The organism is Aquimarina gracilis, assembly GCF_035285365.1.
GTDB lineage: Bacteria > Bacteroidota > Bacteroidia > Flavobacteriales > Flavobacteriaceae > Aquimarina > Aquimarina gracilis.
The window spans coordinates 67,791-92,186 of record NZ_JAYKLX010000004.1; the positions used below are offsets into that span (position 1 = coordinate 67,791).

The 24,396-nt window shown below is 34.3% G+C and carries 26 protein-coding genes; 7 read left to right on the forward strand and 19 right to left on the reverse strand.

Annotated features, from left to right (window positions below):
* Positions 1-21: 21 nt before the first annotated feature.
* The 5 genes from U6A24_RS08930 to clpB all read right to left on the reverse strand — a co-directional run bounded on the left by U6A24_RS08930 (position 22) and on the right by clpB (position 4,848).
* On the reverse strand, positions 22-147 hold the full coding sequence (locus U6A24_RS08930) for a hypothetical protein (RefSeq protein ID WP_324179614.1): 126 nt from the start codon (positions 145-147) through the stop codon (positions 22-24).
* A gap of 57 nt (positions 148-204) precedes the next feature.
* The gene (locus tag U6A24_RS08935) at positions 205-687 is read right to left on the reverse strand and encodes an acyl-CoA thioesterase (protein ID WP_324179615.1); all 483 of its coding nucleotides are present in this window, start codon (positions 685-687) and stop codon (positions 205-207) included.
* 54 nt (positions 688-741) lie between these two features.
* Positions 742-1,338, reverse strand: a complete 597-nt coding sequence (locus U6A24_RS08940) for a TetR/AcrR family transcriptional regulator (protein ID WP_324179616.1) — start codon at positions 1,336-1,338, stop codon at positions 742-744.
* Between the two features lie 64 nt (positions 1,339-1,402).
* Positions 1,403-2,041 carry a hypothetical protein gene (locus U6A24_RS08945; protein WP_324179617.1) on the reverse strand — a complete coding sequence of 213 codons (639 nt, stop codon included), beginning with the start codon at positions 2,039-2,041 and terminating at the stop codon, positions 1,403-1,405.
* Between the two features lie 203 nt (positions 2,042-2,244).
* Positions 2,245-4,848 (reverse strand): ATP-dependent chaperone ClpB, encoded by a 2,604-nt coding sequence (gene clpB, locus U6A24_RS08950; protein WP_324179618.1) that lies wholly within the window; start codon positions 4,846-4,848, stop codon positions 2,245-2,247.
* Between the two features lie 203 nt (positions 4,849-5,051).
* On the opposite strand from clpB, the gene ytxJ reads away from it, so the two are divergent.
* Positions 5,052-5,447, forward strand: coding sequence for a bacillithiol system redox-active protein YtxJ (gene ytxJ, locus U6A24_RS08955; RefSeq protein WP_324179619.1), 396 nt, complete (start codon positions 5,052-5,054; stop codon positions 5,445-5,447).
* A 61-nt stretch (positions 5,448-5,508) separates the two neighbouring features.
* Here the strand turns inward: ytxJ and U6A24_RS08960 are convergent, their stop codons facing one another.
* Together U6A24_RS08960 and fahA are read right to left on the reverse strand one after the other, a co-directional pair.
* Positions 5,509-6,696: a hypothetical protein gene (locus U6A24_RS08960; RefSeq protein ID WP_324179620.1), complete on the reverse strand. Its 1,188-nt coding sequence runs from the start codon at positions 6,694-6,696 to the stop codon at positions 5,509-5,511.
* A gap of 107 nt (positions 6,697-6,803) precedes the next feature.
* The gene (gene fahA, locus U6A24_RS08965) at positions 6,804-8,084 is read right to left on the reverse strand and encodes a fumarylacetoacetase (protein WP_324179621.1); all 1,281 of its coding nucleotides are present in this window, start codon (positions 8,082-8,084) and stop codon (positions 6,804-6,806) included.
* Between the two features lie 309 nt (positions 8,085-8,393).
* Here fahA and glyA point away from each other — a divergent pair, with 309 nt between their 5' ends.
* Together glyA and U6A24_RS08975 are read left to right on the forward strand one after the other, a co-directional pair.
* Positions 8,394-9,668, forward strand: coding sequence for a serine hydroxymethyltransferase (gene glyA / locus U6A24_RS08970; protein ID WP_324179622.1), 1,275 nt, complete (start codon positions 8,394-8,396; stop codon positions 9,666-9,668).
* A gap of 143 nt (positions 9,669-9,811) precedes the next feature.
* On the forward strand, positions 9,812-10,330 hold the full coding sequence (locus tag U6A24_RS08975) for a DUF4442 domain-containing protein (RefSeq protein ID WP_324179623.1): 519 nt from the start codon (positions 9,812-9,814) through the stop codon (positions 10,328-10,330).
* Between the two features lie 41 nt (positions 10,331-10,371).
* Here U6A24_RS08975 and U6A24_RS08980 read toward each other — a convergent pair whose 3' ends face one another.
* The 6 genes from U6A24_RS08980 to U6A24_RS09005 are packed head-to-tail and all read right to left on the reverse strand — an operon-like array spanning position 10,372 to position 15,317.
* A complete protein-coding gene (locus tag U6A24_RS08980; protein ID WP_324179624.1) occupies positions 10,372-10,977 on the reverse strand; it encodes a carboxymuconolactone decarboxylase family protein in 606 nt (201 codons plus the stop codon).
* A gap of 2 nt (positions 10,978-10,979) precedes the next feature.
* Positions 10,980-11,501 (reverse strand): signal peptidase II, encoded by a 522-nt coding sequence (lspA, locus tag U6A24_RS08985; RefSeq protein WP_324179625.1) that lies wholly within the window; start codon positions 11,499-11,501, stop codon positions 10,980-10,982.
* 50 nt (positions 11,502-11,551) lie between these two features.
* A complete protein-coding gene (locus U6A24_RS08990) occupies positions 11,552-12,076 on the reverse strand; it encodes a Cif family virulence factor (protein ID WP_324179626.1) in 525 nt (174 codons plus the stop codon).
* Positions 12,077-12,088: 12 nt separating this feature from the next.
* A complete protein-coding gene (locus U6A24_RS08995) occupies positions 12,089-13,210 on the reverse strand; it encodes a serine hydrolase domain-containing protein (protein WP_324179627.1) in 1,122 nt (373 codons plus the stop codon).
* A gap of 2 nt (positions 13,211-13,212) precedes the next feature.
* Complete coding sequence (locus tag U6A24_RS09000) at positions 13,213-13,752, reverse strand: GNAT family N-acetyltransferase (RefSeq protein ID WP_324179628.1); 540 nt, start codon at positions 13,750-13,752, stop codon at positions 13,213-13,215.
* A gap of 8 nt (positions 13,753-13,760) precedes the next feature.
* Positions 13,761-15,317, reverse strand: a complete 1,557-nt coding sequence (locus tag U6A24_RS09005) for a hypothetical protein (RefSeq protein WP_324179629.1) — start codon at positions 15,315-15,317, stop codon at positions 13,761-13,763.
* Positions 15,318-15,598: 281 nt separating this feature from the next.
* Between U6A24_RS09005 and lpdA the strand changes: the two genes are divergently transcribed.
* Positions 15,599-17,005, forward strand: a complete 1,407-nt coding sequence (lpdA, locus tag U6A24_RS09010; RefSeq protein ID WP_324179630.1) for a dihydrolipoyl dehydrogenase — start codon at positions 15,599-15,601, stop codon at positions 17,003-17,005.
* 67 nt (positions 17,006-17,072) lie between these two features.
* On the opposite strand, the gene U6A24_RS09015 is transcribed toward lpdA, so the two are convergent.
* From U6A24_RS09015 to U6A24_RS09025, 3 genes are all read right to left on the reverse strand, one after another.
* Positions 17,073-17,534 (reverse strand): hypothetical protein, encoded by a 462-nt coding sequence (locus U6A24_RS09015; RefSeq protein ID WP_324179631.1) that lies wholly within the window; start codon positions 17,532-17,534, stop codon positions 17,073-17,075.
* 134 nt (positions 17,535-17,668) lie between these two features.
* A complete protein-coding gene (locus U6A24_RS09020; RefSeq protein ID WP_324179632.1) occupies positions 17,669-18,376 on the reverse strand; it encodes a LytR/AlgR family response regulator transcription factor in 708 nt (235 codons plus the stop codon).
* Positions 18,377-18,386: 10 nt separating this feature from the next.
* Complete coding sequence (locus U6A24_RS09025; protein WP_324179633.1) at positions 18,387-19,466, reverse strand: sensor histidine kinase; 1,080 nt, start codon at positions 19,464-19,466, stop codon at positions 18,387-18,389.
* A 186-nt stretch (positions 19,467-19,652) separates the two neighbouring features.
* Here U6A24_RS09025 and U6A24_RS09030 point away from each other — a divergent pair, with 186 nt between their 5' ends.
* The 3 genes from U6A24_RS09030 (at position 19,653) to U6A24_RS09040 (ending at position 22,989) form a co-directional block, all read left to right on the forward strand.
* Positions 19,653-21,098: an alpha/beta hydrolase family protein gene (locus U6A24_RS09030; RefSeq protein ID WP_324179634.1), complete on the forward strand. Its 1,446-nt coding sequence runs from the start codon at positions 19,653-19,655 to the stop codon at positions 21,096-21,098.
* A gap of 52 nt (positions 21,099-21,150) precedes the next feature.
* Positions 21,151-21,585, forward strand: coding sequence for a MotA/TolQ/ExbB proton channel family protein (locus U6A24_RS09035; protein ID WP_324179635.1), 435 nt, complete (start codon positions 21,151-21,153; stop codon positions 21,583-21,585).
* Between the two features lie 87 nt (positions 21,586-21,672).
* The gene (locus tag U6A24_RS09040; protein ID WP_324179636.1) at positions 21,673-22,989 is read left to right on the forward strand and encodes a serine hydrolase domain-containing protein; all 1,317 of its coding nucleotides are present in this window, start codon (positions 21,673-21,675) and stop codon (positions 22,987-22,989) included.
* A 6-nt stretch (positions 22,990-22,995) separates the two neighbouring features.
* On the opposite strand, the gene U6A24_RS09045 is transcribed toward U6A24_RS09040, so the two are convergent.
* From U6A24_RS09045 to U6A24_RS09055, 3 genes are all read right to left on the reverse strand, one after another.
* Positions 22,996-23,235 carry a CDGSH iron-sulfur domain-containing protein gene (locus U6A24_RS09045; RefSeq protein WP_324179637.1) on the reverse strand — a complete coding sequence of 80 codons (240 nt, stop codon included), beginning with the start codon at positions 23,233-23,235 and terminating at the stop codon, positions 22,996-22,998.
* 149 nt (positions 23,236-23,384) lie between these two features.
* Complete coding sequence (locus tag U6A24_RS09050; RefSeq protein ID WP_324179638.1) at positions 23,385-23,789, reverse strand: hypothetical protein; 405 nt, start codon at positions 23,787-23,789, stop codon at positions 23,385-23,387.
* Positions 23,790-24,055: 266 nt separating this feature from the next.
* On the reverse strand, positions 24,056-24,241 hold the full coding sequence (locus U6A24_RS09055) for a hypothetical protein (protein WP_324179639.1): 186 nt from the start codon (positions 24,239-24,241) through the stop codon (positions 24,056-24,058).
* Between the last annotated feature and the right edge of the window lie 155 nt (positions 24,242-24,396).

Below are 24,396 nucleotides of genomic sequence, written 5' to 3' on the forward strand. Positions count from 1 at the left end.
ATGTTTTAATGATTTTTACCACTATTCCAGCATCCCCATTTTCCAAACCACAATGACCATAGAAAGAATAGCGATTATAAAAAATCCTATATAAATATAGTAACTTCTCTTTTTGGAAGAGGAGTCTATGTTGCCAGAAGATTTCATATGGCCCTGGTTTTAAGTGGTTGTTGTTTTATATTAGACTGTTTAAAAAATAAAATGTTACACTTTTTGTGGTTTTAATTGAGAAATTCTTTCTTCAAAATTTTTGGCAGGGATAGGGTTACGTATACCATTGAACAGTTTCATTAACTTTTGGTCGTGATTCCAGCGTTTTTGCTGTAGTAGGCTAAAATGAACAAATGTACTCCACATTACAGCCTTTAGTTCGGTTTTATTATGGTTCCACATTCTTATTTCCACATGTAATTGATTTTCGGTACAGTACATCAGCTGGGAATCAATAATGACATCTTCCATAAGTAATGCTGGTCTCAAATATGCAATTTGATTAGAACCTACAACCCAGCTTATTCCTTTTGTTTTGGCTAGTTCGAATATATCGATATCATAGTGTTTGTCTATTTGATCCTCTCTTGCATTGATCATATAATTAATATACGCTGCGTTGTTTAAGTGATTAAAAGGATCACAATCCTGAAACCTAATTTTTGCTTTACTTTCTAATACTTTTGGAAGTTCCATGTTTTGTTAGTTTTTAATTATATACCAATCGGTATATTTTGTGTTAAAAAAATATTATAGTTTTAATTCTGTCAAGATCATTTGATCGATTTGATCCATAGTATCCAATAAATAAGAATTATCTTCCATGGTATGTGTCATAAAAATCGCACCAGTGATCATAGTGTATAATCTTTTTGCATAGCGCATAGAATCAATACTTAACTTGATTTGACCAGATTCTTTTCCCGAATCGATTAGCTTACACAAATTATTCTGAATTTTATTTATAGAAAATTGTACATGTTGAAATAATATATCGTTTTGATATTTTGAATCAACCGATATATTAATAACCGGACAACCACCTATTTCCTGGGTAAAATTATAGTAATTCCTGTAAAAATCGGTTACCAAAAACAATTGTTCAATTGGGGATTCACTAAGGGACTGATGATCGGCAATACGCTTGAGCATATTTTTCTCAGTCATTCGAAAAGCAGCCACGGCCAGCTCTTCCTTGTTTCTAAAGTTGCCATATATAGCGCCTTTAGTAAGTCCGGTAGCTTTGGTAATATCACTTAAACTAGTAGCGGCATACCCATTTTTATTAAAAATAGGCGCAACAGTTTGGATAATGAATTCTGTAGTTTGTTCCGCTTTTGTGAGCATTTTTTTTCAAATTTTATCAAAGTTAATAAAAATATACCAATTGGTATATTTTGCGATAAAAAAATTAATTAGCCTTTTGGAATATAATATTCTGTGGATCAATATCGGTAATACTTCTAGGAAGATTACATGCATCATCAATAGAAGCTTCTTGATACTTAATCAAGATATCAAACTTCTCTAGAGCTTTAGACGCTTCATTACACCCAATGTTTTTGTTTCGAACATTATTGGTTCTAATCCTTTTTGGCGTGTTACTTCGGTTTTCAAAATCTTTAAACTGACACTTAATGATTTTATGGTCTTTAAAATAAAATCGCTCTTCTAGGGTAAGCGTAACATTAACCATTTTACGCTTTCCATATCTATTTCTTTCATAATCCTTGTACCAAATATTATGAATTGCGTATTGAAAGAATAGTTGGTCATCCCAAACATAAAATTCATCTCGATATTTTACATGTCCCTTTTCATATACATGAATAATATGTTTTAATTCGTTTCCATTATAGTAAAAAGTTAAAGAACCTACTTCTGAAGTTTCTTCACAAGAATAGTCTGTATGATGCTGCCTTAATGCATTTGTATCCAATAACTCTCTAATCAACTGGTACTTATTTGAAATATCGGATATAGGCCCCCTTTTATTTTGGCCCAAACAAATACTTGAGGTAATAAGAAGTAATAATACGGTTGGTTTCATTGAAGGCGCAATGTACTTAAAAGCTATTTTTTTTCTAGATTTAGTTATTAACCGTTGTAGGAATAAGTTTGTTAATAACTACGGTAAAACCGTAAAATTGAAATATTTACTACTACATTTCTTTCAGATTTTTGTCAAAAAAAATACGAGCAATTCCTCCCGAAAGGGTTGTCGTTGCTCGTATTTATTGTTTTTATAAAGAATTATTCGGACACAAGGTCGGCTTGATTTCTAAAAACCAGATTATTGTCAAATTCATCAAGAAGAATAGCACTTTCTGTTGAAATTTTCCCCGCTAAAATCTCCTTTGATAGCTGATTTAACACTTCTTTTTGAATTGTTCGCTTCACAGGGCGTGCTCCAAATTCGGGTTGGAAACCTTTTTCTGAAAGAAATGATATCGCCTCTTCGGTTGCATCTAGTGTAATGTTTTGCTGCAATAACATTTCTGAAACATTCTTTAATTGCAACCTCACAATTTCTTGGATATTTGCCTTTGTAAGTGGTGAAAACATTACAATATCATCGATTCTATTTAAAAATTCGGGTCTTACAGATTGCTTTAACAATCCAAGTACATCTAGCTTGGCCACTTCCATAGCGGTATCCATATCTGGGATTGTTTCAAATTTTTCCTGAATTATATGGCTTCCAATGTTGCTTGTCATAATGATAATGGTATTTCTAAAATCTGCAGTTCTACCTTTATTATCGGTTAATCTTCCTTCATCTAATACCTGTAACAAAATATTAAAAGTATCTGGATGGGCTTTCTCTATCTCATCTAGCAACACAACAGAATAAGGTTTTCTGCGAACAGCTTCGGTTAATTGACCACCTTCATCATAACCTACATATCCTGGAGGGGCGCCAACTAATCTACTTACGGCATGTCGCTCTTGATATTCGCTCATGTCGATACGTGTCATTGCTGCTTCGTTATCAAAAAGATATTCGGCCAGGGCCTTTGCAAGCTCAGTTTTACCAATACCGGTGGTTCCTAAAAACAGAAAGGATCCAATTGGTTTTTTCTGATCTTGTAACCCAGCCCGGCTTCTTCGTACAGCATCACTTACGGCTTGAATAGCTTCTATTTGCCCAACCACACGTTTTTGGAGTTCTTTCTCGAGTACCAATAATTTTTCACGTTCGCTTTGCAACATTTTGGTAACAGGAATTCCTGTCCATTTGGCGACTACTTCTGCAATATCATCATTGGTAACTTCTTCTTGAATTAACGAAGAATTGCTTTGTTGCTCTTCTAGTTGTTTTTGTAAGCTTTCCAATTTTTCTTGAGCTTCTTTGATCTTTCCGTATCTTATTTCGGCTACTTTTCCATAATCTCCATTACGTTCGGCTCTTTCAGCTTCAAGTTTAAATTCTTCAATTTCTGTTTTGGTGTTCTGGATAGCATCTACAACTTCTTTTTCGCTTTGCCATTTAGAGAAAATCTCATTGCGCTCTTCTTTGATATTGGCAAGGTCTGCATTTAGCGCTTTTAGTTTGGCTTCGTCATTTTCACGTTTAATGGCTTCGATCTCAATTTCTAGTTGCATAATTTTACGATCGAGTACATCAAGTTCTTCGGGCTTTGAGTTAATCTCCATACGTAGCTTTGAAGCAGCTTCGTCCATTAAGTCAATAGCCTTGTCTGGTAAAAAACGATTGGTAATATAACGTTGTGATAATTCTACGGCAGCAATAATTGCCTCATCTTTAATACGAACTTTGTGATGTGCTTCGTATTTCTCTTTTATACCACGCAAAATAGAGATGGCACTTTCGGTATCTGGTTCATCTACGGTAACCTTTTGAAAACGTCTCTCAAGAGCTTTATCTTTTTCAAAATATTTTTGGTATTCATCTAGGGTAGTAGCTCCAATAGCTCTTAACTCACCTCGAGCTAGGGCTGGTTTTAGAATATTGGCGGCATCCATGGCTCCTTGACCACCACCAGCGCCCACAAGTGTATGAATTTCATCTATAAAAAGGACGATGTCTCCATCACTAGTAGTTACTTCTTTTACCACTGCTTTAAGTCGCTCTTCAAACTCTCCTTTAAACTTGGCACCAGCAATTAAGGCGCCCATATCGAGGGAGAAGATTTGCTTGTCTCTTAGATTTTCGGGAATATCGCCTGCAATGATTCGATGAGCAAGTCCTTCGGCAATTGCAGTTTTACCTACTCCAGGTTCACCCACAAGCATTGGATTGTTTTTGGTTCTACGCGATAGGATTTGTAACACCCTTCGAATTTCTTCATCGCGGCCAATAACAGGATCGAGCTTACCGCTTTCAGCCATTTCATTGAGGTTTTTTGCATATTTGCTCAAGGCTTGATAGGTTTCTTCGGCACTTTGAGAGGTTACACGTTCACCTTTTCTGATTTCATTGATTGCCTCCGTTAGATATTTCTCGGTTACTCCTTGATCTTTTAAAATCTGGGCAATTTTACTTTTTGATTTAAAAATAGCAATAACCAAATGCTCTATAGAAACGTATTCATCATTCATTTTTTTTGCAATGATACTAGCTTCATTAAGAGATTTTCCGGCTTCGCGAGATAATTGAATCTCTCCGCCGCTAACTTTTGGAAAACTTTCTAATGTGCTATCCAAAACCTGCTGCAGTAATGTAATGTTGACATTCAGTTTTTTTAATAAAAATGGAAGCACATTCTCATCGACGTTAAAAATAGCCTTGAAGATGTGTTCATTCTCTATTTGTTGGTGTCCAAAGCCTTGAGCGAGCTGCTGCGCTTGCTGTATGGCTTCTTGTGATTTTATGGTAAAATTATTAAAGTTCATGCGTTATTTATTTTGAGTTCAACTGAAGAGAATCAAATAGCATTCCTTCATGAAAAACAAGTCAAAATGTCTCTTAAAGGCTTATTTTTGCTGACTTTTTGACGTGTTGTAAAGTTACGAATTTCATATCGACCAAATATTGATTAAAATCAATTTTAAAATCATTTGATTAAGTTTGTAACAAATAAATTATTCGAAACCGTATGGGAATATTAGGGAAACTTTTTGGATCGGAAGACAAAGAACCAAAAGAAAAAAAACAAGCTTTGCCTTGGCAAGAGTTAACCTCTGTTGATCAATTAAGCCAAATTGAAAAAGCTTCCAAAACAAAAGTTCAAGCCATTTTTAAACATTCTACGCGATGCGGAATTAGTAGAATGGTGCTTCGCAATTTTGAAAGTAGTTTTGATGTAGAAGGGGATCAGATTGATTTGTATTATTTAGATCTTTTGAATTATCGGGATGTTTCCTCAGAGATTGCAGCGAGATTTCAGGTATTTCATGAATCTCCTCAGTTTATTGTAGTACGCAATGGAGAAACGGTTCACCATTCTTCGCATAGTATGATTACTCCGCAGATATTGCACGAGTTTATTTAATAAAGACAAATAAAAAAGGAGGTTCTATCGAAACCTCCTTTTTTATAAATCGTTATTGGGACTATTGCTGAAAACGATAATTAGTAATAATCCCTTTTATTTTATTTTTTAAATCTTCTCCAGAGTCAAATACCATTTGTTCGTTAGTTGGAAATGGCACTGCCTGTAGGCCCAGGTATCGAACCAAATCATTTTCCAATGCTCTTTTGTCACCACTATAGTTTGCATAAATATGCTCAAATACATACTCACTTGCTATGGGGAAAGCTTCTAAAAGTTGCTTGGTTCTTAGATTTCTATATTGTACGTTACCAACTACATTTGTTGCTTTAAACTGGGTGAATTCATAATATTCACAACGCACTTTTACCATTTTATCTACTTTGACTTTGTTTCCTTCTTCATCTTTTACCACATTTCCATCTTCATCCAATAGATATTCCCAGCCATCTTTTACCAGTTTTTCTCGTTCCAATTGACGTTCTCTTACTTTTTCTGGTGAAATATTAATTTCTCTCAAAGTAACTTCCATAGCATAGTCGTACTTGACAGTTTTTTGAGGTTGACTATGATATACGGTCCATAAATCATCCAATCCGTAGGTACCAAAATTTAGCAAATCGGCCTCCAAGCGTTTTGGGATCACAACATTAGTACTATTTTTCATAGTCACCTTAACAAAATCAGTTCCTTTAAGATGAGCTTCTTCTATCAATGCTCTGGTATTATTGTAATTAGGATTAATTTTATCAAGATACACTAGGTTTTCATAAACCTGTCTATAGTCTGCTTTTCTTTGAGCAGAAGATAATAATGACTTGGCATTGTTATATAGATACTTTGAAAGTTTATCTTTTGTAGTAACAATTCTTTGGTCATAATTATCCATTAAAAAATTAGCATTACGACCTTGCTCTACCAGGTATAGGGGTAGTAGCGGCTTAATACGTTCTTGTCTTTCTCTCATAGAAAGATATGTATTGTATATACGTTCTAAATTTGCAGGATTTCCATCTTGCTGTAAATAGTTTACGGCATTAATGTCTCTTTCGACCACTTTACCAAAAGCCTCTTCTAGCATTAGGATATAGGGTTGTTTTCCTTTTTTATCCTTATTGGTTCTAAGCTTGTTTAAAGCAATGTTGATTGCTTGATCATAGTTTCCGGTGTTTAGAGCCTTTTCGGTTTTCTTAACACTACTACAAGAAGCAATAGCAAATACAGTAAATAATAGTAGTAGTTTTTTCATGTTAGTAAATTTTTGATTTGGGTATCTTAAAAACAACTTTGATGCCAAAAGTAACAAAAAAACCTCGAAATGGGATTTTTCGAGGTTCTATAGCGGGTTGTAATATCTTATTTTTTGAATACAGGGAGTAATTTGGTCGAGACTTCCCCGAAACCTATTCTCACACCATTCCTTGCACAATGGCCTCTCATAATCACAGTATCATTATCTTCAATAAATTTACGGCTGCCTCCAGAATTGAGTTGTACAGGTTTTTCACCTCGCCAGCTTAATTCGAGCATAGATCCATAAGAACCGGGTGTTGGACCAGATAGTGTTCCACTACCCATCATATCTCCAGAATTTACCGGACAACCATTTATAGTATGATGTGTGAGTTGTTGCGCCATGTTCCAATACATATGTTTGAAATTACTTCTACAAACAATAGTTTCTTCTTCTTTTTCGGGTTGTATTGCAACTTCTAGGTTAATATCAAAACTCTTTTTTCCTTTATATTGAAGATAAGGTAGTTGTTCCTTTACTGGTTTTGGTCCTTCAGTTCTATAGGGTTCCAAGGCATCCAAAGTTACAATCCAGGGCGAGATAGATGATGCAAAGTTTTTTCCTAAAAATGGCCCTAGAGGTACATATTCCCATTTTTGTATATCTCTAGCACTCCAATCATTAAATAACACGAGACCAAAAATGTAATCTTCAGCTTCTTCTATAGGAATTGGTTCTCCTAGTTGATTAGCATCAGTAGTTATAAAAGCCATTTCTAGCTCAAAATCTATTAGTCTTGAAGGGCCAAAAATAGGCTCTGTGGCACCATTGGTTAATTTTTGCCCTTGCGGCCTGTGAATTGGTATGCCCGATGGAATAATTGAACTACTACGACCATGATACCCTACCGGAAGATGCAACCAATTTGGCATTAAAGCATTTTCTTTACCTCGAAACATGGTTCCAACGTTTGTGGCATGTTCTATACTACTGTAAAAATCGGTATAATCACCAACACTTACCGGAAGTTGCATTTCGATTTCATCCAAAGAAAATAATACTTCTTTTCTATGTTTTTCGTTATTTTTTAGAGCATCATTCTTCGCATCAAAAATATCTGCAATTCGATTGCGTACAAGTCTCCATGTTTTTTTTCCGTCAGAAATAAAATCATTCAAAGAATCTTGTAAAAAAATATCATCGGTAAGTGGGATGCCTTCAAAATATCCTAACTGATGCAGAGCGCCCAGATCAATTGCGGTATCTCCAATTCGAGTGCCAATAGTAATAATATCATCACGTGTTAAAAATACCCCAAACGGAATATTTTGAATAGGAAAATCTGTATTTGTCGGAGTTTTAATCCATGTCTTTCTATCTGGATAATTTGCGGTTATAGGCATTATAATTTTTTTAATACGTTGTTGGAAAATCTATGATCAAATATATAATTTTCGCGCGGTTAAAAGTTTTTAATTTTGTGAAAAAAGCATAAAAAAATGGTAATATGTGGGATTCCATTTATTTATATGTGGTTTTTTGCTGAAAATTGATTATTTCTAAATTAAAAGACACATTTCATAAAGGTTTGTGACAAATAATGAAACCGATTTTAAATGTGAACAAGTTGTTCATATTTATTAAGGTTTGTTTAAGCTAATGTAAAGAAAGGATTCCCTATTTTTGCACTTTTATTAACAAACTAGGAATACATGCAACGCGACGAACAAATTTTTGATTTAATTCAGGACGAAAGAGAACGTCAAATTAACGGATTAGAATTAATTGCTTCTGAAAACTTTGTTAGTGAACAAGTAATGGAAGCGGCAGGATCAGTATTAACCAATAAATATGCCGAAGGATATCCCGGGAAAAGATATTATGGAGGGTGCGAAGTAGTAGATGTAATTGAACAGATTGCTATTGACCGTGCCAAAGAACTGTTCGGAGCAGCATATGCCAATGTGCAGCCTCATTCGGGTTCGCAAGCTAACACTGCAGTTTATCACGCATGTTTGAAACCAGGAGATAAGATTTTAGGATTTGACCTTTCACATGGAGGGCATTTAACCCATGGTTCTCCTGTTAATTTTTCAGGGAAATTATACAACCCTGTGTTTTATGGAGTAGAGAAGGAGACTGGTAGATTGAACTACGATAAGATACAAGAAATTGCAACTGCAGAAAAACCACAATTAATTATTGCTGGAGCATCTGCTTATTCTAGAGAAATAGATTATAAAAGATTTAGAGAAATAGCAGATAGTGTAGGGGCTATTCTTATGGCAGATATCGCACACCCGGCAGGATTGATAGCCAAAGGAGTGATTTCTGATCCTGTACCGCATTGTCATGTGGTTACTACAACTACGCATAAGACATTACGTGGGCCAAGAGGTGGATTAATCCTTATGGGTAAAGATTTTGAAAACCCATTCGGAATTACGCTTAAAAGTGGAAAGAAGAGAATGATGTCATCTATTTTTGATAGTGCTGTTTTTCCTGGAAATCAAGGAGGGCCGTTAGAGCATATCATTGCGGCCAAGGCCATTGCCTTTGGAGAGGCATTAACAGATGAATTTTTACATTACATTATCCAAGTAAAGAAAAATGCTGCTGTAATGGCTGAAGCTTTTGTACAAAAAGAATATGAAGTGATTTCGGGTGGTACAGATAATCATATGATGTTAATTGATTTGCGCAATAAAGGAGTTACTGGTAAACAAGCAGAAGAAGCACTTGGGGTGGCCGAAATTACGGTAAATAAGAATATGGTTCCGTTTGATGATAAATCTCCGTTTGTAACTTCGGGAATTCGTATTGGTGTCGCTGCGGTTACGACCCGTGGATTAAAAGAGAATGATATGGGCGCTATTGTCGAATTAATAGACAAAGTGATTAATAATATCGAAGATGAAGAGGCATTGCACGGTATTGCAGATGAAGTAAATGCTATGATGGCCGATAAGCCTCTTTTTGTAAGCTAGGAGTAATTAAGTGTTAATATACTTTAAAAACCAGTATGATGCTTTTGTATTGTGCTGGTTTTTTTTGATTTGGATTATTTTTTTAAGGATGTTTCATTACCTTAAAAATGAAGAATTAAATATTGCCTAAACCTTTACATTAAATGTCAATTTATAAAAGAATAGCCACGGTTGGACCTAAGATATTTTCCAGACACAAACTTTTTAAATATGGATTTAATTTTTCACCAATGTACAGAAGAAGTACGGGTAGAATAATAGAAGTATCCGAGGATTTACTTAACATTAGGATGAAATTGCCTATAAGTTGGAAAAATAGAAATTATGTAAATTCTATTTTTGGAGGAAGCATGTTCTCATCTGTAGATCCTATACCAATGGTTCAATTAATAAACTTGATAGGGGATGATTATGTTGTTTGGGATAAATCAGCAGAAATATTCTTTAAAAAACCGGCCAAGGAAAACCTATATGCAGATTTTAGTTATTCGGAAAAAGAATTAGAAGAAATCAGGGTTAAGATAGCCATAAGTAAGGAAATTGAAATAGTAAAGATTACTAAGCTTATGAATAATGACGGGACACAGCTTTATTGTGAAGTTAAAAAGGTGATTTATGTGGCCGATAAGGCATTCTATAAACAAAAAAAGAAGATTAAATAACTTTAGATTGGTTTATAGATCACTTTATTCTATAAGTTATTTCATGAATGTTCCCAATTATTAGGATCGTCGTTGTCATTTGGAGATAATCCAATAATATCACCATCGGCGTTGACGCCAAGTCCTATCACAGTTCGATTTACATAATTAAAATAACTTACCACCTGGTTAATTTCCAGAATTTCTCCATCGGTTAATTTTTGTTCCCGCATAGTGTGAATATCATTTTCGGTAATGGTATGGTGGTCAACGGTTAGTTTTTTAGCATACTTTAATCCAGCGAGGTATTGATATTTAAAATGCTCTTGCACATTGTCATTTAATAAACAATTAATAATTTCTTGATACAGCGAATCATCATTTAATAGACGTTTTAAACCTGCTGAATGATGATCTATACAATAACTGCATTGGTTCAAGTTGCTCACATATACTCCGATAGTTTCAAGATACCATTTGGGTAAAGTATTGTTGGTATTATGTAACACATTTTTGTATAACCCCATATGACCAGTTAGTGTATGAGGCCTTAAACTATGAACCGACAACACATTGTCAATGTTGTTATTTGGCCCTTTTATACGATCGTATATCTTCTTTAATGATCCTGTTGCGTCTGTATAAGATATTTCTTTGATCCAACTCATAATTAAACTTGTTTTTCTTTAAAAGCAGCCTCTTTCTTGTTAAAAAGTGCAGCGCCTAGTACTAATAAAGAACCTAACATAATAGAAACTTCGGCCATGTTAAATATTTCGGTCTTTATGATCCCTAGGTCCAAAATAAGGAAATCTGTTACCGAACCATACACTATTCGATCAAAAAGGTTTCCAATACCTCCACCAATAATAAAGGTAAAACCAATAATAGTCTCTTTGGAGTAATTGGTCTTGATAAGAATTTGCCATAGTAATATGAGCAATACAATTACCGGAAGAATCTGCAATAACAATATCTTATGTATTGGCATTAAGTCTGCACCCAAACTATATGCTGCTCCGGTGTTTTCAACTTTGGTTAGTACAAAATTGTTCTTAAAAACTTGAATACGTTGGTAAGGTTCTATCGTTTTTCGTACAACAGTTTTAGAAATCTGGTCACAACTTATATTCAGTAAAACCAAAGAAAGTATAGCTAAGAGTCTAAGTTTTTGTGTAATCTGTATTTTCATTAAAATAAGGGAGATGAAATTTTTAAAAGGCACTACGAAAGATTATTGTGTTATTGTTTCCAGTACTTTTTATATTCAGTTAAAGGAAAGGCATTATCAAAACTTTCTTTATTGATACTATTGTTTTCGTTAGAATCATAATCCATTAATATTTTCCAGTTATTATCTTCTAATTTTAATAAAACGTGAAATTTACCATATGAGTATTTTGTTTCCTTAGTATCATTGACATAAGTAACTCTATAAATTCCTCTATCAGAAACTAATGAATCTGAAGTAATACGTTCCAACAACCTAAAATCGATCGGCGCAGGTTTTTGATTTGTATCACTCCATCGCTCTTGATATCCTTCGAGGTATTTTTTTACATTCTTAATTTCTCCTCCATTCCCTGAAATTCGTATCATCGCTTTGCAATGGATAGAGGCAAACAAATCATAATCAATTGTAGCAAATGCTTTTGAGAAATTCTCATACATATCTCGATTTATTTTTTGATGTAGTTGCTTCTCTTGGGCATGTACACCCATAAAGAAGAACAAAAAAGTAAAAATTATGAGTGTGGATTTTGCCATGAGTATATGTTATTATTCGATTAAACCGTATTTATGAAATAAAGAGAGACTGTCTTTGATAAGATCACTAAAACCAGAAAAGGGGCGATTGGATAACATAATATAGGTAAGCTCTTTTTCGGGGAATGAGATAAGAAACGCTCTAAAACCTCCTTGAGAGCCAGTATGAGATACGATTTTTGTTTGAAAGTCTTTTTCAAGACTTACTCGTACTAATCCTTCTTCATCAAGAAACCAACTGTAACCAACATTGGGAGGAATAGAATCTGCCCAGTTTTTTGGTTTAAAAACCGTTCTAGATTTTTCTATGGTTTCTTTGCTTAAGAAAGTATGGTTTCGAAGAGCTACCTCATATTTCGCTAATTCGTTTACTGAGCTCCAAACTCCTCCATAGTCATATTCCTCAAAAGCTCCTGTTTCGTTCTGAATGTATGCATGGGCCACGTTGGCGTTTGGATGATCTCCGTCTGTAATTTTACTAGTACCCATACCTGAAGGTTTAAAAATACGATCAATTATAAACTGTTGCCATTTTTGATTAGCTAATTGTTCTATAATTAGCGCTAATCCGTTATAGGAAGGGTTAGAGTACATATATTTTTCTCCTGGTTGAAAAATTAACGAATCAGCACGTTTTGTAGGTGCAAAGTTTGCGGTATCTTTTGCCGTTATATAAAACTCAATATTGTTTCTTACATCTCTTAAATCTGGTAGCCCAGATGTATGGGATAGCATATGTTTTATTTTAACTTTTTTGGCGATCTCAATGTTGTTAAAGTCTGGGAAATATTTATATATACTATCTTCAACAGATAGTAATCCTTTTTCTTGAAGTATTAAAATTCCATTGGCAACAAAAGTTTTAGAAATTGACCCTGTATTAAAAACTGTATTGGCAGTTATCTTTTCTTTCGTTTTAAGGTCTGCAATTCCATAACCCTGTTCGAACAATTTGTTTTCTCCTTGTATTAAAAGTACTGCAGCTCCCGGTTCATTTTCTTTGAATTTTTTAGAAAATAGGGCATCCAATTCAGTGGCTAACTCTTTTTTGGAGTTTGGTTTTTGTTGTGCACAAGAATAAAATGTAACCAAAAGCAGGAAGGCGATTTTAGAAACCAGGGTTTTACTATGCATAATTAAGAAGTTTTACTTATTTCATAGAACACACATGATTGTAATTCTTTATGAGCCTTTAGCTTTGGGTGATTAAAGGTCTTAATCTGTTGCATTCCTATTTTCTTCATTATTAATTCAGATTTTTTATTGATCTCTGGTGCAACCGAGTATATTTTATCTAATCCGATTTTGTCAAAACCGTACTCTAGACACGCCTTTGCTCCTTCGGTTGCATACCCTTGGTTCCAAACACTTTTTTTAAGACGCCATCCAATATCTACAAAGGGGCTAAGATCTTTGATGTAGTTTTGTTTACAAAGACCAATAAATCCAATAAATTCTTCAGTTTCCAGAATATCAACAGCAAAATAGCAAAATCCATTTTCTTTTTGCATTTCCTGCATTCTATAAATAAAATCTTGAGTATCTTGTTTCGATGGTTTTGAAGGAAAGAATTCCATGACATCATCATCACTACAGATCTTAAAAAAAGGTTCGGTATCGTTAAAATTCCAATTCCTGAAGCCTAATCGTTCTGATTTGAAAAAATATTCTGCCATTTTTAGTATTAATTCCCTTCATTAAAAGATGTACTTTCATATGCTCCAATATCCGGAGCATTAGTATTTCTTGGCGTATTAAGGATATCACTGCCAGAGGTTGGAGTAGATCCCATACCATTTGCGGCAGAATTTTCACCAATATTCATCATATTTTCAAATGGATCTTTGAAATCTGGATCTTGGTTTAGTATACTATTTTCAAACAAGCTAGTGTTTGTAAAATCATATAGTGGGTTATCGGTAAAGTTATTATTGAAGTCGTTAAATCGAATCAAACAATTCTTAAAATTATAATTAAATGTGGTGCCTTCAACCCTACTGAAGAGTAATTCTAAATCTGTATTACCATAAATAATACAATTAGAGAAATTGGCCTCAATCAAATCGGCAGTTAATACTTCGGTATCACTAATTTGTAAATTATTGTCGATTAATACCGAGGGTAGAGATCTGGTCAAGGTACCAATTCTCGTATAATTGGTGAATGTGCAATGATTGAAATTGTATGTGCCACCTAGGCTACAATTTAAAGACACTTGTCCCGAATTGTTGATCACGACATTTTCACCTTGAACATTTCCGGTACGGGCCAATAACCCAACATTAGAGCTATTGTATATTTGTGTATTAGTAAGAGTAAGAGTAGGAGCGGTACCACCATCATTTGAATCCATTAAAATTCCAACAGTAGCATTTTTTATTGTAGTATGATTGATTATGTGCCCTGTACTCCCCGCTGTAAGCCAAATTGTACCCCATTGCCCAGGTGTATTGCTAAATTGAGGTTCAAGTCGATCTCCTTCAAAAATAACTTCATTTTCGAGAAGTTCAGAATCATTGCTAATTTCTCCGTTTACTTGAAGCGTCGCATTATTGGCGGCAATTAGCCCTGAATTGGCATGAAAATGAACTCTGGCTCCGGCATCTATAGTCAAAGTTCTGCCACTAGGAATAGCGGCATATCCATAAATTACATAGGGTTTTTCATTGGTGAAATTAAGTTGATCATCCTGAAGAAAAAAACCTTCTATCCTAATCTCATTACTATCTTCGTCTAACCCCAGTAATAATGTTTCTACCTCACCTGTCATTGCATCTCTTGAGGGGAATAAAAATATAGCATCTTTAATAAGAGTCACCAAATCAATATCTTGTTGATTTCCACCACTGTCAAAAAGTATCCGGTCTGTATATAAAAATTCAGTTTCTGTAGTTTGATCTGTAATATCTGTGGTAGTCTCTACAAAAACAAAAATACTGTCCTTGGCTAATACCTGAATATTTTCAAAAGATTTTCCAGGGATTCCGTCTACATTAAGTCTATATCCAGAATTTTCTCCTCTTTCTAAGGCAATTTCGGGAATTGTAAAATCTTCATCGGTACGATTGTATACCTTAAAGCTATAGGTACTAGATCCGATATTTGTGAAAATCGTATCTAAATACAAAGTGTCGGTCGAAAATTGAAGATTACCCATACTGGGTCCCGATTCGAAATCTTTTCGGCATGAGCTCCATAAAATAATAACTACAAGAAGAAAAAGAGTGGATAAATATCGCATAATTGTAGTAAAAGGTCTTTAGGTTTTATGAATAAAATAACTAAGCTGCAAAGTAGCAAAGATTTTTGTTTTAAGCAGCTTGATTATTCCATTCTTTCATTTGTTTTTGGCTTATGATGTAGTATATAACTTTTAAATTACCAAGTATATTGCTTATCAGCTTATCGTTCTTGGGCAAAATTATTCGGTATATGCAAATTATTTGTTTAAGTAGTTAAATTATTTGACGAATACCGCTAACTTTGTTTTTTTCAAAATTAATACGCACAACATAATTATATATGAGTACATATGATGTAGCCGTTATTGGCTCTGGACCTGGTGGATATGTTGCCGCTATTCGATGCGCACAACTGGGTATGAAAACTGCAATAATAGAAAAATACTCAACTCTTGGTGGAACTTGTCTTAATGTAGGGTGTATCCCTAGTAAGGCGTTATTAGACTCGTCACACCATTATGAGCATGCCGTAAAGCATTTCGCAGATCATGGGATTGAAATACCGGGAGATGTGAAAATCAATCTCGAAAAAATGATTGCCCGTAAACAGGCTGTTGTAGATCAAACTACCGGAGGAGTTGATTTTTTGATGAAGAAAAATAAAATTGAAGTTTTTGAAGGCATTGGATCTTTTAAAGACGCTACTCATATTGATGTCGCCAAAAATGATGGTAGTGTTGAAACCATTGAAGCAAAAAATATAATTATTGCTACTGGATCTAAACCGTCAACTTTACCATTTATAAAGATTGATAAAAAGAGAGTTATTACTTCAACTGAAGCCTTAAAGTTAAAGGAAGTGCCTAAACACTTGGTGATTATAGGGGGAGGAGTAATTGGTTTAGAACTTGGACAAGTATACCGTAGGTTAGGAGCCGAGGTTTCGGTTGTAGAGTTTATGGATAGAATTATTCCGGGAATGGATAAGTCCTTGTCTCGTGAATTACAAAAGGTAATGAAAAAACAAGGAGTAAAATTCTATACTTCTCATAAGGTTACTGCAGTTAAAACTACTACAAAACAAGTAACGATTACTGCCGATGATAAGAAAGGTAATCCTGTAGAATTTAAAGGAGATTATTGTTTGGTTTCTGTTGGTCGCAGACCATACACCGATGGATTAAATGCCAAAGCTGCTGGAGTTAAGCTTAATGATAAAGGACAGGTTGAGGTTAATGATCATTTACAAACTAATGTGCCTAACATTTATGCAATAGGTGATGTAATAAAAGGTGCAATGTTGGCTCATAAAGCAGAAGAAGAAGGAGTTTTTGTCGCTGAGGTGTTAGCTGGACAAAAACCGCATATCGATTATAACCTTATTCCAGGTGTAGTATATACTTGGCCAGAAGTTGCCGCTGTTGGTAAAACCGAAGAGGAGCTTAAAGAAGCAGGAGTAACGTATAAGTCGGGGCAATTCCCATTTAGAGCATTAGGTAGATCAAGAGCAAGTGCAGATTTGGATGGTTTTGTGAAAATACTAGCCGACGAAAAGACCGATGAAGTTTTGGGAGTTCATATGATCGGTGCTCGTTGTGCAGATTTGATTGCAGAGGCGGTTACAGCTATGGAGTTTAGAGCTTCTGCTGAGGATATATCTCGTATGTCACATGCACACCCAACATTTACTGAAGCTATTAAAGAGGCCGCACTGGCAGCCACAGATAATAGAGCATTACATGTATAAATACATGATACAGATATAAGAAAAGCGAACCAAAGTGGTTCGCTTTTTTGTTGGTTACAATAAAATCTTATTGTACATTACTTCCTATGTTTCCTTGCGCCACAATGGTTTGCAATTCAGTAGGGCTTAAATGAACATTGATATGTCCGTCAAAGGCTAATAAACCTTCATAATTGATCGCTTCTCCGGTTGTATCTCCTTCATCATCAAGCTTTGTAACCGTCGTGATGCTGGATCCCGTGTTTCCATCAACATTGTTTAGGGTAATCGCAATACCTCCACCTGTCACAGCATCATTTATATGAATATGTGCCGGATGAATAGTATCAGCAACTGTGTTTTGAAGTTGTAATTCTACTCGAGTTGTTACACTATCTACCTTAACAAATTTAGCAGTTCCCGAAACACCAGAGTCGGAAATTGCATCCAAAGTATAGGTAGTTGAAACTTCTGTCGTGTCATCATCATCACTACAGCTAATAAAAAACAATGGGGTTACCATTAGTGCAATTAAAACTAATTTTTTCATGATTTGCTTTTTTAAGTTATGTGTACTTAAACTGTGTAAAAGATGTTTAATTTTTAAAAGGACACCTAAAATTTTATTAAACCTGTGTTAAAATAGAAGAAATGATGGGGATTTTTTAATTTTTGTTAATAAGCTTAAATTTGATTTAACCGTTCTAATACTTCCGATTTATAGTTTCTGCTTATGGGTATAGATTTCTTGCCTAGTGTTATTTCTTCATTAGAAAAAGAATCTATTTTAGGGATAGCAATAATAAAAGAGCGATGCGTGCGCATAAAATGTTGTAGCGGTAGTTTGGATTCTATGGTGCTTATAGTTTCGCGAGTAACAATAACACTAGATTCGCAATGTATTTTTAAATAATCACTATAACTTTCGATATAAAGTATATCTGAAAAATTAATTTTTTTCATTCTTCGATCCGATCGTACAAAGATGAAATCAGTGGTGTTACTTTCTTTTGATTCAAGGGATTGAGGCTTATGATGTACTTCAAAATAATTGGTAACGGCGTTCAACAGTCTTTCAAAGGAAATAGGCTTTAACAAGTAATCCACCGCATGCAAATCAAAACCGTCAATGGCATATTCTCTGTAAGCGGTTGTAAAAATAATCTTAATAGATTTATTGATTGATTTGGCAAAAGAAATTCCAGAAATTTCTGGCATGTTTATATCCAAAAAAATAAGATCTACTTTTTGATTGCTAATACTATTAAAAGCTTCAAGAGCATTGGTACAAGTGGCCACAACTGCTATCTGATCAATTTTAGAAAGATGTTCTACAATGATTTCTCTGGCTGTGGGCTCATCATCAACGACTATACACGAAATTTTTTGCATTAGCTTATATCTATAATTTTAAAAGTAAAGTGACTATATACCAATGTTTATCTTTTGTAATATCCAATCGGTGCCTGTCTTTGTACAATAATAATAGTCGTTTTTTTATGTTTGCTAGTCCGATACCTTCCTTTTCAGGTTGGTCATGTAAAATAGAATTTTTTATCGCAAAATGCATTTCGTTTTCAATGAATTTCAGACTCATCTCAATAGATAACTTCTGATTCCGAATGCTACCATGCTTAAAACTATTTTCTACAAACGGGATTAGTAACATAGGTGCTACTTGAATTTTTGGATCTATAGGTTCAAGATCCATAGTAATATCCAGCGTATCACTGAAACGCATTTTTTCTAAATCCACATAGTCTTTGATATGATTCATTTCATCTTGAAGTGCGACCTTGGGTTTATCTGCTTGATATAATAAATAATCTAATAAATTAGATAGCTTAAGAATCATTTCAGAAGTACTTTCAGACTTCTTTAATGCAAAACCATATAGCGTATTCAAGGTGTTGAAAAGAAAATGAGGATGGATCTGCATTTTGAGGTACTGCAATTCTTGCTCTTTGAGCTTAAGCTGTGTTTCGAGAATTTTGTTTTGCAATTTTTGATTGTCCGATGTCGACTTATAGTTATGTTTTACCAAGCTAAAAGCGCTAGCAATAAAAACCACAAAATATACAGCAACAAAAAGAAACAAGGGACTTCGGGTCATAGGGGCCATTCCTGCTATTTTTAAAGAAGACAAAAAAATCAATCCATAGAATAGTGAAATAATGATGAAGAACGCCGAAATGATTATAGTATACAGACAATAGACAAAAAACAAGAAGTATTTTTCTTTTAGTAAATATTTAGGAATCAAAAGGTCGGTTGCCGTATACGTGGTTCCCATAGTAACTGGCATCAGGAATAAAGAGAAAGAAAACACATAATTAATGTTATCTGTATTATGCCCAAAGAAATAGGTATAGCAAAACAATACAACAATCCAAAAGATAACGTGTAGTAATAGTTGAGCAATCTTTTTTAATATAAATTCTTTCGAAATCATAGTTCTATAATGATTGCATAATATCTGCATATTTTTTTAAACCATCGTATTAATGAGATAAATAACCAAATAGAGTAGGTTTTTGACATGATCAGTGTGATTTATTATGTTTTGTGTTATATACCAAGCTAATCTTGTAGTTTATCGCAATTAAAATTAAGATTTGTAAGATGACATTAGTTTTGACTCAAAATTAACATTAAAACTGTTATACAAATGAGAGTCCTAGAAGTTACTTTATTACTATCCTTATTTGGCCTTTGTGTTGCGTTGTTTACAAAACATTCTTTAATCAAAAAATGGTCCTTCTACCTATCTGCTATATTTATGGTGTTGCATTTTTTGATAGAACATGCAAGATGGCAAATGTATCCGGGGTATTTTGCCTTTTGTTTGGTGCTGCTTTTTTATTATAAACCCGAAATCAATTTATGGATAAAACGAATAGGATTGAGCTTAGGGTTACTTTTTTGTACAGTAAGCTTTGTTTTAGGGGCCATACTGCCAGTTATAAAATTTCCTAAACCCTCTGGGCACTATTCTGTAGGCTTACAAACAATCTATCTTGAAGATTCGTCAAGGCAAGAAGTATTAACTCAAGAGATAGGAGACAAAAGAAAGTTGACCGTTCACGTTTGGTATCCTTCTGATGAGGAACTTACAAAACCAGAGCGCTATATGGATAACGGATATGCCGAAGCTTTTACAAAAAGCAAAGGGATACCTTCATTCATAGCTTCTCATTTTGATTTAACCAATACAAATACCCAAAAATTACTTCCGATAACTTTAAAGAAACAATTTCCAGTGATCATATTGTCTCATGGGTTGTTATGGAATAGCAAAATGTACACATCTATTGTCGAAGAAATTGTAAGTAACGGATATATAGTTGTAGGAATAGATCACAGCTACGAAGCATTTTTGACAGAATACAAAGGAAAGCAATTACCATGGAGCCAAAGCAATATTGATAGTATGAATATTGGATTGGATTTTGCGTATATAGACAAAAGAATGAAGCTGGGATTGAATGAAAAAAACGAAGGACATAGAAGCAAAGCAATAAGAGAATTAATTCAATACTTACCTTATTTTGAAAGTTTTGATCGATGGTCTAACGATATTTCGTTTGTAATAGATCAACTAGAGGTGTTTAATAAGAATAATAATGCCTTTTTATATCAAAAACTTAATCTAAATCAGATTGGATTGTTAGGGCATTCTTGGGGTGGTGCTGCAGTAGTTCAAAATGCCTCGGTGGATAATAGGGTGAAGGCTGTAATCAATATGGATGGAGCCCAGTGGGGTAGCGTTATAGATACAACGCTTCAAAAACCATTGATGGTGCTGCATGCCGACAGAAATTATCAAGAATTTTTTACACCAAACTTCTATGTATACGATCATATTGCCAAAAATGACTATTACTTGGTCACCATAGGTGCTACAGGGCATGCCAATTTTGGAGATCTTTCATATTGGACCAAGATACATTCGCTAACAGAGACGGGATCTATCGATCCCAAACGAATGTCTCATATAACCAACAACTTAATACGTAATTTTTTTGATAAGTATCTCCACGGCAAATCTTTAAAAATACGTGATGCATTTTTGAAAAAAGAGTATCCAGAAGTCGAGATCGTAAAAGAAAAATGATCTCGGAAGAATACTCAAATTCAAATATATTTCTAACTTAACATTTTAAAGTATGATATCATTAATCTTTATTCAAAATCAGAACCATTCTTTTATAACTCATATCATTCATTTGCTGCATGATGGAGGTCTGTTTTTTATGACTCCTATATTAATAGCCTTTTTCTTAGTACTTTTTTTGATTGTCAAAAATGTACTGATAAGATTAAAAGAAAAACGTTTTTCTTCAAAGTATATCAAATTACTAAACTCGGTTGGTTTACTCATATTGGTATGGGGTATCATGGGGCAACTTGTTGGCTTGATTGAAGCTTTTGATAAAATAGAAATCATCAACGAAGTTGCTGTGAGTATGTTGGCTGGCGGGTTGAAAATATCAGCACTTCCTACATTATTTGGTTGTTTTGTTTTTGTAGTTTCCAGAATTGCTTCTACTGTATTTACCTGGATAGAAAAAGAAGAATTAAATGATGAAAGTACATTATGAAATGAATCATAACAAATAGGTTCATCCCACCCAAAATGTTTGATGGTGAATTCCATTTGACAATTGCACAATAATAAAAACAAACAAATGAAATATATAACCATTGCGGTTTTGGTTATAATGAGCCATGCAATCACGGCCCAAACATTTAATACCCAAAAACTAGACAGCTTCTTTTCTTTATTAGAGCAAAAAAATAAAGCCATGGGAAGTTTGTCTATTCATAAAAAGGGAAACGAAATTTATAACCGATCTATTGGTTTTGCTGATGTAGAACATAAGATAAAGACCGATAAAAATACAAAGTATCGCATAGGTTCGATCACCAAAACCTTTACAGCAACGCTGATCATGCAGTTGATTGAAGAAAAGAAACTAACTCTTGAAACTCCCTTAAGTGATTTCTTTCCAAACGTACCTAAGTCTAATAAGATTACTATCGAACACTTGTTAAGACATCGCAGCGGACTTTTTAATATCACTAATGATGATGATTTTAGAAAATGGATGCTAATCCCTAATACGCGAAAAGAGATGTTGAGTCGCATTGAAAAAAAAGAAATGGTTTTTAAACCTGATACCGATGCCAAATATTCGAATACCAATTACTTGTTGTTGGGGTATATAGTCGAAGAAATTGAGAAGAAAAGCTATGCAGAGATTTTGAAATCCAGGATCATTATTCCTTGTAAATTGAAAAACACACGATATGGGAGCAAGATAAACACCAAAGAAAACGAGGCAAATTCGTATGTTATGCACTCAGACTGGGTATTACAACCCGAAACAGATATGAGTGTGCCAGGTGGGGCGGGAGCCATTGTTTCCACACCAAAAGATATGGCAGTCTTTTATCACAGTTTGTTTACAGGTTTATTGGTGTCAGATGAGTCATTATCTAAAATGAAAACATTGGTGGATCGCTACGGAATTGGACTTATTCAATTTCCTTATGATGGAAAAGAAAATTATGGACATTCTGGAGGGATCGATGGGTTTCAATCGGTTGCCGCTTATATTCCTGAAGACGAGTTGATTATTACCTATTCTTCAAACGGATTGGTTTTAGGTTTAACCGAGATATTAATGGGGGTAGTCCAGATTTATTTTGGAGCGCCTTATGCTTTTCCAGAATTTAAGCCACCACTGCAACTAAAGACAGCACAGCTTGACCCATATTTAGGTACGTACAAAGCAGATCAATTTCCTTTTGAGATTATGATGACAAAAGAAGATACCCAACTCATAGTCAATGCTAAAGATGGTCCGACATTTCCGGTAGAATCACACGAAAAAGACAAGTTTACATCGGATCGGGCAGGAGTAAAAATCCACTTTTTACCCGAGCAAGATAAAATGATACTGCAATTAGGAGGAAAAACAATAGAATTGATTAGAGAATAAATAATATTAGTTTTTATGAGACCCGTCACAATAAGGTGGGTTACTGGTTTGTTTACAGGTACACAAATATGCTTCTTTAGCTTCTTCTACCTTAAAGATCATTGGGTTGGTACCTCCTTCTTTTTTATGGTTTCCATTACAAAAAGGTTGATCACTACTGTGCCCACAACTGCACCAGGCATAGTTCTTATCGGCTTCTAATTGGCAAGGGATTGGCGCATCACCACCACGTATATTGTTACTCATAGATTTTATTTTTCTTTCTTTAAATGTATCAAATCTTGGGTTAAGAATGATTCTAATTAATATGATGAGATTGTATAGAAGTTTATGGTGTAATTGAAAAAACCGAAGACCTATACAAAGACTTCGGTTTTTATAGTCAAAAAAGAAAGTTACCTCTTTCTTTTTCTGCCTAATGCTTCCATTAATTGCGGTTGATCTTCCAGGGCTATATTGGCTACGACATAAAAATCGCGCATCCAATCATCGATCTTGGCAAAAGCAGCATCCTTTTGTTTAGTGACATCTTGTGATTCACCAACTTCTTTTAGATACTTGGCTCTTGCTTTTTCTACTTTTTGTAATTGAAGATTACCTGTTGTAATATCTGCTTGGCCAGTTTTTAAAATTGCAAGTTTTTGTAGCGTATCTTCATCCATATCCTTATAGAAGGTACGTATAGTTTCTATTTTATTAGTAGATGCCACAGGAACACTACCATGGATACCAAGTTTTTTCAAAACTTCTGGAGTTTTGCGAAACACCACTTTTGCTTTTTTATGATGTTTTTTATACAATATTTCTAGTTTTTCTTTTTCTCTTTTGAAGATAGCAGATGCCTGAACGGTTTCATTGTTTCTTGTTTATTAAAGTTATATGCCTTGCGAGTTTTCTCTAATAGCATTTGGCCTCGCTTTATTTTTGTGGTGCTGTATCCCAATGCTGCCATTTCCTGAGCAATTACAGGCTGCTTTTAACATTTTGAATCACTACTTGATACTATTCTGGTATTGCTACTTCAGATCTTCTTAAATTTTTCATGTACTCTTACTTTGATTACTTACTATTTATTTTTGTTTATATATTCCTCATTATTGTTTGTGCATTCCTCAAGACTGATCAGGCGTTCCTCAAGAACGTTTTTGTATTCCCCATCGGTGATCGTATATTCCTCAACGTTATTGTTAAGTCCCTCATCATTGCTTATATATTCCTCGAGGTTAATCAAAGACTTCTCATGGGTACTCACGCATCCCTGTTACCTCGTTCCCGTCTTTGATGGGGCAAGTATATAAGGTGTGAGTTTCATTTTTTGAAACTGAAAGAAAAAAGAAAGATGTTTTTGAAAAAAGTAAGAAAGACCAAGAAAGATAATACTATAGTAGATTTTTGTTCAATGTACGT

Bases quoted from the DNA above. Each gene is read 5' to 3' on its own strand.
- U6A24_RS08930 (WP_324179614.1), bottom strand. From the start codon at position 147: ATGAAATCTTCTGGCAACATAGACTCCTCTTCCAAAAAGAGAAGTTAC.
- U6A24_RS08935 (WP_324179615.1), bottom strand. From the start codon at position 687: ATGGAACTTCCAAAAGTATTAGAAAGTAAAGCAAAAATTAGGTTTCAG.
- U6A24_RS08940 (WP_324179616.1), bottom strand. From the start codon at position 1,338: ATGCTCACAAAAGCGGAACAAACTACAGAATTCATTATCCAAACTGTT.
- U6A24_RS08945 (WP_324179617.1), bottom strand. From the start codon at position 2,041: ATGAAACCAACCGTATTATTACTTCTTATTACCTCAAGTATTTGTTTG.
- clpB (WP_324179618.1), bottom strand. From the start codon at position 4,848: ATGAACTTTAATAATTTTACCATAAAATCACAAGAAGCCATACAGCAA.
- ytxJ (WP_324179619.1), top strand. From the start codon at position 5,052: ATGGGAATATTAGGGAAACTTTTTGGATCGGAAGACAAAGAACCAAAA.
- U6A24_RS08960 (WP_324179620.1), bottom strand. From the start codon at position 6,696: ATGAAAAAACTACTACTATTATTTACTGTATTTGCTATTGCTTCTTGT.
- fahA (WP_324179621.1), bottom strand. From the start codon at position 8,084: ATGCCTATAACCGCAAATTATCCAGATAGAAAGACATGGATTAAAACT.
- glyA (WP_324179622.1), top strand. From the start codon at position 8,394: ATGCAACGCGACGAACAAATTTTTGATTTAATTCAGGACGAAAGAGAA.
- U6A24_RS08975 (WP_324179623.1), top strand. From the start codon at position 9,812: ATGTCAATTTATAAAAGAATAGCCACGGTTGGACCTAAGATATTTTCC.
- U6A24_RS08980 (WP_324179624.1), bottom strand. From the start codon at position 10,977: ATGAGTTGGATCAAAGAAATATCTTATACAGACGCAACAGGATCATTA.
- lspA (WP_324179625.1), bottom strand. From the start codon at position 11,501: ATGAAAATACAGATTACACAAAAACTTAGACTCTTAGCTATACTTTCT.
- U6A24_RS08990 (WP_324179626.1), bottom strand. From the start codon at position 12,076: ATGGCAAAATCCACACTCATAATTTTTACTTTTTTGTTCTTCTTTATG.
- U6A24_RS08995 (WP_324179627.1), bottom strand. From the start codon at position 13,210: ATGCATAGTAAAACCCTGGTTTCTAAAATCGCCTTCCTGCTTTTGGTT.
- U6A24_RS09000 (WP_324179628.1), bottom strand. From the start codon at position 13,752: ATGGCAGAATATTTTTTCAAATCAGAACGATTAGGCTTCAGGAATTGG.
- U6A24_RS09005 (WP_324179629.1), bottom strand. From the start codon at position 15,317: ATGCGATATTTATCCACTCTTTTTCTTCTTGTAGTTATTATTTTATGG.
- lpdA (WP_324179630.1), top strand. From the start codon at position 15,599: ATGAGTACATATGATGTAGCCGTTATTGGCTCTGGACCTGGTGGATAT.
- U6A24_RS09015 (WP_324179631.1), bottom strand. From the start codon at position 17,534: ATGAAAAAATTAGTTTTAATTGCACTAATGGTAACCCCATTGTTTTTT.
- U6A24_RS09020 (WP_324179632.1), bottom strand. From the start codon at position 18,376: ATGCAAAAAATTTCGTGTATAGTCGTTGATGATGAGCCCACAGCCAGA.
- U6A24_RS09025 (WP_324179633.1), bottom strand. From the start codon at position 19,466: ATGCAGATATTATGCAATCATTATAGAACTATGATTTCGAAAGAATTT.
- U6A24_RS09030 (WP_324179634.1), top strand. From the start codon at position 19,653: ATGAGAGTCCTAGAAGTTACTTTATTACTATCCTTATTTGGCCTTTGT.
- U6A24_RS09035 (WP_324179635.1), top strand. From the start codon at position 21,151: ATGATATCATTAATCTTTATTCAAAATCAGAACCATTCTTTTATAACT.
- U6A24_RS09040 (WP_324179636.1), top strand. From the start codon at position 21,673: ATGAAATATATAACCATTGCGGTTTTGGTTATAATGAGCCATGCAATC.
- U6A24_RS09045 (WP_324179637.1), bottom strand. From the start codon at position 23,235: ATGAGTAACAATATACGTGGTGGTGATGCGCCAATCCCTTGCCAATTA.